Origin of the sequence: Streptomyces sp. NPDC013187, from assembly GCF_042899705.1 — a bacterium.
Lineage (GTDB): Bacteria > Actinomycetota > Actinomycetes > Streptomycetales > Streptomycetaceae > Streptomyces > Streptomyces hawaiiensis_A.
This window is the reverse complement of record NZ_JBIBAF010000011.1, coordinates 313,309-322,869: the sequence shown is the minus strand read 5'-3', so window position 1 is coordinate 322,869 and position 9,561 is coordinate 313,309. Positions and strand designations below refer to the sequence as shown.

The following is a 9,561-nucleotide window of genomic DNA, read 5'->3' as shown; positions in this document are numbered from 1 at the left end:
CGGCTCGCTGCTGGTGACCAGGTCACGCAGCGGATGCCGGGCCAGGACCGCGTCCACCTCCGGCGTCAGCGCCGCCGCCAGACGAGCCGCCGCGGACAGGGAGTCGTCGCGCAGGGTCTTCGCCGCGGTGAGCAGCACGGTGCGCCCGGCTCCCTTCGGCACGCCGGCCGCTGCCCGCTCGTACAGTTCCGCGCCCTCCTCCAGGACCAGGCCCGGGTCGATGCCCGCCGGGATCTTGATGCCCGCCGTGTGGCGCCAGGTGGCCACCGGATCGCTCCACGCCTCCACCCGGTACGACCAGCGGCCGACGGCGTTCGCCGTGACCTCGGCACCCCAGCGGTCGCTGCCGGGAGCGAGCTCGCGCATCGGCGTCCACGGCCCGGGGCGGCCTTCGGGGTCCTTCAGCACGACATTGGCGGCCACCGCGTCATGCCCCTCCCGGAACACGGTGGCGGTGACCTCGAACGTTTCACCCACGACCGCCTTCGCCGGCCGGTTGCCGCTCTCCACGGCCGGGCGGACGTCCCGTACCGGGATTCGGCCGATGGCCCGGGTCCTTCTCATCGTCCTCACCTCCAGCGTGCTCGAAAGCCGGGCCGCGGGGCCCGGTCGGGGGACGGGATGTGCGGGAAGGCGGTTACCTTCCCGCCGGGGATCTGCGCTCGGCAGCCGGGGATCTCCGCTCCGCCGCCGGCGGTCTGCGTCGGACCGCCGTGGCCGGACGAGGCCGTTCGCCGGGTTCCTGCAGACAGGTGACGTGCTGCTCCTGGAGGCAGGTGATCTGCTGTTCCTGCAGGTAGGTGACGTGGTTCGTGCGCAGGTACCGCTCGGCCGCGTCCGCGGCCTCCCGAGCGCAGCGCTTGCCCATCAGCACACAGAGCGTGTAGCCGGAGTCCTCGAACGTGGTCCGCACCGTGCGGTCGTTCGGTGCCGCGAGCATCACGCGTTCCCAGGCCCGGTAACGCCGCAACTGCCGGGCGACTTCGGCTTTGGCGGGTAGCAGCATGGCGCCGATCACCTTTCGGGGCTCGAGGGGCACGGTCTCCCGACGGTCGGACGGCGGCCGTGCGCACAGCGACACGGATCCGTGACGGCGATCGAGTTCTTCACACATGGTGCACGCGCGGCGACGCAACGTCTTGTTGGATCTTCAACCATCAAGGGTTCTCCTGGGCCGTTCAGGTCAACCGAACCCGCTCACTTGTGTGTACGACCGCCTCAGTTGTGCGCTCGTGTTGCACGAACGGGCTATCACCCTCAGGCTGAGTGTGACTCAGAAGCGATAGACGCTCACGTTCCGTGTTCGGGGCTCGTCCCGCAGGACCGCGGGAGCGAGAAGGAGCTGAGCTTCGCGGTGAGGAGCCGACCGATGAAGACCGCAGTGCCCTGCTACTACCACCTCGACGTGGAAGTCAGCCCGGAACGGGTGGGACAGGTCAGCCGCATTCTGGCCGCTCACCTGAAGTTCTGGGACCTGGACAACCTGGTCCAGCCCGTCTGCGGCGGTGCCGAGATGCTGCTCAAGGCCATCGACGAACACGCCACGGACAAGAACACGTCGATCGAGATGTGGTGGAACGGGCAGCACCTGATCACCGCCATCGGGGACAACGACCGCGCCCTGCGCCCGGACCAGGAGCTGCGAGGCTGCCTGGAGCACCTGGCGGCCATGAGCGACGGCTGGGGTTGCTGCGCGACCGAGACCGGCAGCAAGGTCATCTGGTTCTCGCAGCGCGCCCGCGCCGGTGAACGCGTCCCGCTCGTGCCGACCGCCCCCGCCCCGCGGGAGAGCGAGGGCCTCGACGTGCCCCGCGAGGAGCGGATCACGCAGCTGGCCGGGCCGGCCAGCATCCCGGCCGACGTCCTGGAGGACGCCCGGTGACGCGCCGGCCGTCACGGAAAGGGGCGTCCGCCTGGGGCGGGCGCCCCTACCCCTTGGGGGCGGACCACGACGGTGAGGGCACCAACTTCGCGCTGTTCAGCGAGGTCGCCGAACGCGTCGAGCTGGTCCTCGTCGACGACGACGGCACCCACACCCAGGTGCCGCTGAACGAGGTCGACGGCTTCGTGTGGCACGGCTACCTCCCCGGCGTCGGGCCCGGCCAGCGCTACGGGTACCGCGTACACGGGCCGTGGGCCCCGGCCGCGGGCCACCGCTGCAACCCGGCGAAACTGCTGCTCGACCCGTACGCCCGTGCGGTGGACGGGCAGATCGACAACCACCCCTCGCTCTACGAGCGCAACCCGGACGGCCCCGACCCGGCCGACAGCGCCGGGCACACGATGCTCGGCGTGGTGACCGACCCGGCCTTCGACTGGGGCGACGACGCGCGGCCCTGCCGGTCCTACGCCGACACGGTGATCTACGAGGCACACGTCAAGGGCATGACCCGCACCCATCCCGAGGTGCCCGGGGAACTCCGGGGCACCTACGCCGGGCTGGCCCACCCCGCTGCCGTCGAGCACCTGACCTCCCTCGGCGTCACCGCCGTGGAGCTGATGCCGGTCCACCAGTTCGTCCACGACGGGGTGCTGCACGACCGCGGACTGGTCAACTACTGGGGCTACAACACCATCGGCTTCTTCGCGCCCCACAACGGCTACGCCGCCCACGGCACGCGCGGCGAGCAGGTCGCCGAGTTCAAGCAGATGGTGAAGACCCTGCACGCGGCCGGTCTCGAAGTGATCCTCGACGTGGTCTACAACCACACCGCCGAGGGCAACGAGATGGGCCCCACGCTGTCCTTCCGCGGTATCGACAACTGCTCGTACTACCGCCTGGTCGACGGCGACTGGGAGCATTACTACGACACCACCGGCACCGGCAACAGCCTGCTGATGCGGCACCCCTACGTCCTCCAGCTGATCATGGACTCGTTGCGGTACTGGGTGACCGAGATGCACGTCGACGGCTTCCGCTTCGACCTCGCGGCGACGCTGGCCCGGCAGTTCCACGAGGTGGACCGGCTGTCGGCGTTCTTCGACCTGATCCAGCAGGACCCGGTGATCAGCCGTGTCAAACTGATCGCCGAGCCATGGGACGTCGGCGAGGGCGGCTACCAGGTGGGCAACTTCCCGCCGCTGTGGTCGGAGTGGAACGGCATGTACCGCGACGCGGTCCGGGACTTCTGGCGCGGCGAGGACCACACCCTCGGCGAGCTCGCCTCCCGGCTCACCGGCTCCTCCGACCTGTACCAGCACAGCAGGCGCCGACCCCGCGCCAGCGTCAACTTCGTCACCGCGCACGACGGCTTCACCCTGCGCGACCTGGTGTCCTACAACGACAAGCACAACGAGGACAACGGCGAGGACAACCAGGACGGCGAGAGCACCAACCGGTCCTGGAACTGCGGCGCCGAGGGCACGACCCGCAACCCGGCCGTGCTGGAACTGCGCACACGTCAGCAGCGCAACTTCCTCGCCACGCTGCTGCTGTCCCAGGGCATCCCGATGCTCTCCCACGGGGACGAACTCGGGCGCACCCAGGGCGGCAACAACAACGCCTACTGCCAGGACAACGAGATCTCCTGGATCGACTGGCGGCTCACCGACGAGCAGCGCGATCTGCTGGAGTTCACCCGGTACGTCATCCGGCTGCGCACGGGACATCCCGTACTGCGCCGGCGCCGCTTCTTCCTGGGCGAGACCCTCACCCGGGCGGACCAGCCGCTGCCCGACCTGGTGTGGCTGGCGCCGGACGCCCGCGAGATGACCGACGACGACTGGGAGCGCGGCGACGCGCACTCCGTCGGTGTCTTCCTCAACGGCGACGCCATCGCCGAACCCGATCCGCGGGGGCGCCCGGTCGTCGACGACTCGTTCCTGCTGCTCCTCAACAGCCACTGGGAACCGGTCGACTTCCGTCTCCCCGACGCCTCCTACGGCGAACGCTGGAAGGCCCTCATCGACACGGCCGACCCGGGGGGCACCCCCGACGAGTCCGAGCACAAGGCGGGGACGGGCCTCACCGTCGACGCCCGCAGCCTGGTCCTGCTGTCCCGGCCGGCACGGGCGTCACGCGAGAAGGGGTGACGCCGGGCGGGCGGCGGTGACGGGGATCAGCGGTCGCGGCGCGCGGTCACCGTGAACTGGGCGCCGTCATGGTCCCGCAGCACCGCCTCGTCGCTGCCCTTGGACAGGACGCTGCCGCCGTGGAGTTCCGCCGCACGGGCGCAGGCCTCCACGTCGTCGACGGAGAAGTGGACCTGCCAGTGCGGCCGGATCGTGGGGTCGGGGGCCGCCTCCAGGGCCCCCGACTCGATCCGGGCCACCACGTCCCCACGGCTGCGCAGCACGACCTCGCCGCCCTCGTAATGGACCTCGCAGCAGCCCGGCCGCTGGGTCGCCCACTCGAGGATCTCGCCGTAGAAGATCGCCGCGTCGAAGGCGTCCCGGGTGTGGAGTGTGATGAAGGCCGGCTGCGCGTTGCGCCAGGTCTCCCAGTCGGTGAAGAGGTCGCCCTCCCAGATGCCGAAGGTCGCCCCGTCCCGGTCGGCCAGCAGCGCCGCCCGCCCCGGCGGCAGGGAAATCGGCCCGACCGCGACCGTGCCCATGCGCTCCTGCACCCGCGCCACCGCTTCGTCCGCGCTGCGCACCGCGAAGTACGGCGTCCACGCCACCGCCATCTGCCACATGGTCGCCACCCCCGCGATGCCGGCCACCGGCGAACCGTCCACCAGCGCGATCCGGAACCGGTCGCCGAGCTTGGCCGGCCGCCACTGCCAGCCCAGCACAGCCCCGTAGAACTCCTCCGTCGCCTTGACGTCCCGGCTGGTCAGGCTCACCCAGCAGGGTGCACCGAACACGGAGTGTGATGAGACGACGTCCTTCGTGCCGGAGGAGGTGGGCATGTCGTGGTTCATGGCAGTCGCGTCCTGATCTCGTCGGCCTGGCAGCCACCGGAGGATTGACACCAGTGTCCAACCGGAACCGCTGTGGGCGCCTGCCGAGTACCCCGGCGGGGGCGCCGAAACGGCGTCCGGCCTGGTCCGCCCCGGTGGCACCGGGCGGACCGAGTGACGACGATGGATGGGTCGGACACTGCGTCAAGGTACTCAAGCATCCGGTGGGACCTCTGGCGCAGCGGCGCACCGGACCCGGAGGTGACCATGCCCACGGACGGGGGCTCGGATCGGATCCTCGAACTTCAGGAAGAGGTCCAGCAGCTGAAGGAGGCGGTCGTCTCCCACGCCGTCGTGGACCAGGCGATCGGGATGGTGGTGGCGCTCGGCCGGATCTCCCCCGACCGGGGGTGGGCCGTGCTGAAGGAGGTCTCCCAGCACACCAACATCAAGCTGCGCAACGTCGCCGAACTGATCCTCGTCTGGGGACGCACGGGCGTGATGCCCGAGGAGATCCGGGCCGTACTGGAGGACGCCCTCGACCGCGCCGGACCCACGCAGATCCCCGGATCACCGCCGGAGGGGTGATCCCCGCAGGCGCGGGCCGGTCGCCCCGGCCTCATCGGGCCTCGGCCAGCAGCTCCTCACGCAGATGGGCGAAGCAGCTGCTGAGCAGCCGGGAGACGTGCATCTGCGAGATGCCGAGCTGTTCGGCGATACGGCTCTGCGTCATGCCCTTGAAGAACCGCAGATACAGAATGATCCGCTCGCGCTCCGGCAGCGCCTCGAGACAGGGCCGGACCGCCACCCGGTTGACGACGATGTCGAAAGCCGGGTCGGGTCCGCCGATCGCGTCCCCGAGGGCGTAGCCGTCGGTCCCTGGCATCTCGGCCTCCAGCGACAGCGCGGAGAAGCATTCCAGGGCCTCCATGCCGGTGCGCACCTCACCGTCGGTGAGCTGTGCGTACTCGGCGATCTCGGCGACCGTGGGGGCGCGCCCCGGGGTGGTCTGCGACAGCTCCTTGACCGCGTGCCGCACCCGGTTGCGCAGGTCCTGGACCCGGCGGGGCACGTGCAGCGTCCACATGTGGTCGCGGAAGTGGCGCTTGATCTCGCCGGTGACCGTCGGCACCGCGTACGCCTCGAAGGCGTTGCCACGGGCCGGGTCGTAGTGGTCCACCGCCTTCACGAGGCCGAGGGCCGCCACCTGGTAGAGGTCCTCGAGGGACTCGCCACGGCCGCGGAAACGGACGGCGATCCGCTCGGCCATGGGAAGCCAGGCCTCGACCAGCTCGTCCCGCAGGGCCTTGCGCTCGGGCCCTGCGGGCAGTCGCGCGAGACGCGCGAACGCCGCCGCGGTGTCGGGGGCGTCGTCGTGGGAGTGCGTTCGGGTGCTGCCGGCGATACGCATGGTGCGCACCTCCCTGAGCAGGTGCTGAATGGGGACAGACACCGTGGGAAGCGCGGCCTCGGACCTCACGGGAAGCATCGGGAGTCCGGGCGGCCGGCTCCCCACATACGTGCCTCCTGTCCGAAGCACTGGCAATTCAGACAATACGGCATTTGGGGGACGCGGGCGCTCTCAAGGTCGCTGCCCTTTCCAGTGCGTCTCTTGACCTCTCTTGACCTCGCCTTGGACCGATTAGCTCTGCTACAGAGCTAATCTCGGCCGCATGGAGCCGGAGACCTTCCCCGAAGAGCTGGCCGACGCGCTCGTCGGCGTTCAGCGGCTGATCCGACGGCGCCTGCGGCCGCGGATGCCCGACCCGCGGCTGCGCGGTGCCGAGGTGGAACTGCTGCGCCTGGTCGTGGCACGGCCCGGCGTCGGTATCTCCGACGCGGCCAAGGACCTCGCTCTGGCGGCCAACTCGGTGTCCACCCTGGTCAACCGGCTGGCGGGGGCCGGCTATCTGGTCCGCGAGACCGACCCCGCCGACCGACGGGCCGCCCGGCTGCTGCCCACCGCGGCCGCCGAGGCGCGGCTGGGGGAGTGGCGCAGGCTCCGCGCCGAGCTCGTACGCCGCCAGGTGGCGCGCCTCGACGAAGCGGACCGCCAGGCGCTGCACGCGGCGATCCCGGCCCTGCGCAAGCTGGCCGACACCCTGCGCGAGGAGGCCGAGGAGTCATGACACGGGACACCGCCCCACACCGGGCCGACGGGACCGGCCCCCAGGCCGACGCGCCCGATTCCGGGGCCGACGGGACCGGCCTCCAGGCCGACGCGCCCGATTCCGGGGCCGACGGGACCGGCCTCCAGGCCGACGCGCCCGATTCCGGGGCCGACCGGACCGGCCTCCAGGCCGACGCGCCCGATTCCGGGGCCGACGGGAACGGCCCCCGGGCCGACGCCGTCGCCTGCACTGGGCTCGCCTACGCCTTCGGCGACACCAACGCCGTGGACGGACTCGACCTCACCGTCCGGCAGGGCGAGGTCTTCGGCCTGCTCGGGCCCAACGGCGCGGGCAAGACCACCGCCATCCGCTGCATCACCACTCTGCTGCCCGTGCCCGCCGGCACGGTCCGCGTCTTCGGTCACGACGCCGCCGTGGACCGCATGGCCGTACGCCGCCTGCTCGGCTACGTACCGCAGCAACTGTCCGCGGACGCCGGACTCACCGGACGGGAGAACGTCGCCCTGTTCGCCCGGGTCTTCGACGTACCCCGCGGGGAACGCGCCGAGCGCGTCGCCCAGGCGCTGGCCGCCGTCGACCTCGCCGACGCCGCCGACCGGCTGGCCGCCACGTACTCCGGCGGCATGGTCCGCCGGCTCGAACTCGCCCAGGCGCTGGTCAGCGCCCCCCGGCTGCTGATTCTGGACGAGCCCACGATCGGCCTGGACCCGATCGCCCGCACCGGCGTGTGGGAGCACATCGGCGCCGTTCGCCGGGCCACCGGCATGACCGTGCTCGTGACCACCCACTACATGGACGAGGCCGACCAGTACTGCGACCGGGTCGCCCTGATGCACCGCGGCCGGATCCAGGCCCTCGGCACCCCGGCCGAGCTCCGGGAGGGGCTCGGCGCCCGCCGCCGCGCCGCGGGCGCGCCCCAGAGCACGCTGCCGACGCTGGAGGACGTCTTCCGGGACGTGGCCGGCAGCGGTCTCGACGACGAGGCAGGAGATTTCCGCGATGTCCGAAGCACCCGCCGCACCGCGCGCCGTGTCGGCTGACCCCGCCCGCCCCCACGGCATCGACCTGCTGCTCAAACCCCCGGCGCCCCGAGCCGGTTGGCGGCTGCTGCCCGCCCGCGTCGGCGCGATGTGCGCGGTCGAACTGCAGAAGCTGCGGCACGACCGCACCGAGCTGTACACCCGCGCGGTCCAGCCCGCTCTCTGGCTGCTGATCTTCGGTCAGACCTTCACCCGCATCAAGGCGATCCCCACCGGCGGCATCCCCTACGTCGACTACCTGGCACCCGGCATCATCGCCCAGTCCGCGATGTTCATCGCCATCTTCTACGGCATCCAGATCATCTGGGAGCGCGACGCCGGTGTCCTCAACAAGCTCCTCGTCACCCCGACTCCGCGGTCGGCCCTGATCACCGGCAAGGCGTTCGCGGCCGGGGTGAAGTCGCTCGTCCAGGCCCTCGTGGTGCTCCTGATCGCGGCGCTGCTCGGCGTGGCCCTGACGTGGAACCCGCTCAAGCTGCTCGCCGTCGCCGCCGTCGTGGTCCTCGGCTCGGCCTTCTTCTCCTGCCTGTCGATGACCATCGCGGGCATCGTCCTCAGCCGCGACCGCCTCATGGGCATCGGGCAGGCGATCACCATGCCGCTGTTCTTCGGCTCCAACGCCCTGTACCCGGTGTCCGTGATGCCGGGCTGGCTCCAGGCCGTCAGCAAGGTCAACCCGCTCAGCTACGAGGTGGACGCCCTGCGCGGCCTCCTCCTCGGCACACCCCACCATCTGGCGTCCGATCTCGCCGTGCTGGTCATCGCGGCAGCGCTCGGCGTCACGGCGGCCTCGGCGCTGCTGGGTCGTCTGGCCCGTTGATCTTCACTCGTGGAAGTGATGTGCGGCACGCCCGGGCAAGCGCTTTCTCCCACTCTTTCCGGATAACCGCTGGGCACGGCTTGATCACCGATCAAAAAGGATGAACTGCCAGGCCACAGCGCATTCTGCCCATTTGACAGTGCGCTGAGACCACAGATAGGAAGCAGCTTCCAGAGGTCGAGAGGGTGCAGCGTGTACGAGCCGAACGTGGTCGGGGACTGGCAGGAGTACGACGAGCATGCCGGTCTGCGCGTCCGCGTCCACCGTCTGGAACCGGCCGAGCCGCCCCGCGGCCGGGACGACGCCGCCGAGGGGCTGACGTACTTCTGCCTCCGCGTGACGGTCGAGAACCGCGGCAGCCGCCATCTCGGCGTGCACCTGGAGGACGGCCAGATCGACGTCCGCCTCGGTCCGGACGGAGAGAGCGCCTTCATCGACTGGCGCAATTCGCAGTTCATCGAGGGCTTCGACGTCTACCCGCTGCGCCGGGCCACCGCCGTGCTGTACGCGGCCGGTGCCGAGGCGTCCCTGAGCCTGGTGGACGTCCAGGTGCAGTTGCGCGTCGAGGAGGAGTGGACCGACCGCCGGCTGTGGTCGGGCGGCATCGGCGCGCACGAGGGGGCCGCCGGCGGTCAGCAGGGCGCGGTGCGGGACAGCCTGGCACACCAGGTGAGCGTCTTCCTGCGGGAACAGGCGGAGGAAGGCACCGCCTGATCCGGCGTCACGCC

General features: G+C 71.0%; 11 protein-coding genes. 7 read left to right on the top strand and 4 right to left on the bottom strand.

What is annotated here, in order from left to right:
- The coding region (locus tag ACFY5B_RS25210; protein ID WP_389972741.1) for a maltotransferase domain-containing protein at nt 1-564 on the bottom strand (564 nt) is incomplete at its 3' end.
- Between the two features lie 73 nt (nt 565-637).
- Nucleotides 638-1,006 (bottom strand): DUF5133 domain-containing protein, encoded by a 369-nt coding sequence (locus ACFY5B_RS25205; RefSeq protein WP_389972739.1) that lies wholly within the window; start codon nt 1,004-1,006, stop codon nt 638-640.
- Between the two features lie 363 nt (nt 1,007-1,369).
- Between ACFY5B_RS25205 and ACFY5B_RS25200 the strand changes: the two genes are divergently transcribed.
- Entirely contained in the window at nt 1,370-1,882 is a 513-nt protein-coding gene (locus ACFY5B_RS25200) for a pep a2 (protein ID WP_389972737.1), read from the top strand.
- Nucleotides 1,879-4,032, top strand: a complete 2,154-nt coding sequence (gene glgX / locus ACFY5B_RS25195; RefSeq protein ID WP_389972735.1) for a glycogen debranching protein GlgX — start codon at nt 1,879-1,881, stop codon at nt 4,030-4,032. Before ACFY5B_RS25200 ends, glgX begins: the two co-directional genes overlap by 4 nt.
- 26 nt (nt 4,033-4,058) lie before the next feature.
- Here the strand turns inward: glgX and ACFY5B_RS25190 are convergent, their stop codons facing one another.
- On the bottom strand, nt 4,059-4,862 hold the full coding sequence (locus ACFY5B_RS25190) for a VOC family protein (protein ID WP_389972733.1): 804 nt from the start codon (nt 4,860-4,862) through the stop codon (nt 4,059-4,061).
- A 246-nt stretch (nt 4,863-5,108) separates the two neighbouring features.
- Between ACFY5B_RS25190 and ACFY5B_RS25185 the strand changes: the two genes are divergently transcribed.
- Nucleotides 5,109-5,429: an ANTAR domain-containing protein gene (locus ACFY5B_RS25185; protein ID WP_344459485.1), complete on the top strand. Its 321-nt coding sequence runs from the start codon at nt 5,109-5,111 to the stop codon at nt 5,427-5,429.
- Between the two features lie 31 nt (nt 5,430-5,460).
- On the opposite strand, the gene ACFY5B_RS25180 is transcribed toward ACFY5B_RS25185, so the two are convergent.
- Nucleotides 5,461-6,252: an RNA polymerase sigma factor SigF gene (locus tag ACFY5B_RS25180; RefSeq protein ID WP_389972731.1), complete on the bottom strand. Its 792-nt coding sequence runs from the start codon at nt 6,250-6,252 to the stop codon at nt 5,461-5,463.
- Between the two features lie 262 nt (nt 6,253-6,514).
- On the opposite strand from ACFY5B_RS25180, the gene ACFY5B_RS25175 reads away from it, so the two are divergent.
- The 4 genes from ACFY5B_RS25175 to ACFY5B_RS25160 all read left to right on the top strand — a co-directional run bounded on the left by ACFY5B_RS25175 (nt 6,515) and on the right by ACFY5B_RS25160 (nt 9,547).
- Complete coding sequence (locus tag ACFY5B_RS25175; RefSeq protein ID WP_389972729.1) at nt 6,515-6,970, top strand: MarR family winged helix-turn-helix transcriptional regulator; 456 nt, start codon at nt 6,515-6,517, stop codon at nt 6,968-6,970.
- On the top strand, nt 6,967-8,013 hold the full coding sequence (locus tag ACFY5B_RS25170; RefSeq protein ID WP_389972727.1) for an ABC transporter ATP-binding protein: 1,047 nt from the start codon (nt 6,967-6,969) through the stop codon (nt 8,011-8,013). The genes ACFY5B_RS25175 and ACFY5B_RS25170 overlap by 4 nt, the downstream gene beginning before the upstream one ends.
- Entirely contained in the window at nt 7,973-8,833 is an 861-nt protein-coding gene (locus tag ACFY5B_RS25165) for an ABC transporter permease (RefSeq protein ID WP_389972725.1), read from the top strand. Before ACFY5B_RS25170 ends, ACFY5B_RS25165 begins: the two co-directional genes overlap by 41 nt.
- A 192-nt stretch (nt 8,834-9,025) precedes the next feature.
- Nucleotides 9,026-9,547 carry a hypothetical protein gene (locus ACFY5B_RS25160; RefSeq protein WP_389972723.1) on the top strand — a complete coding sequence of 174 codons (522 nt, stop codon included), beginning with the start codon at nt 9,026-9,028 and terminating at the stop codon, nt 9,545-9,547.
- Nucleotides 9,548-9,561: the final 14 nt, after the last annotated feature.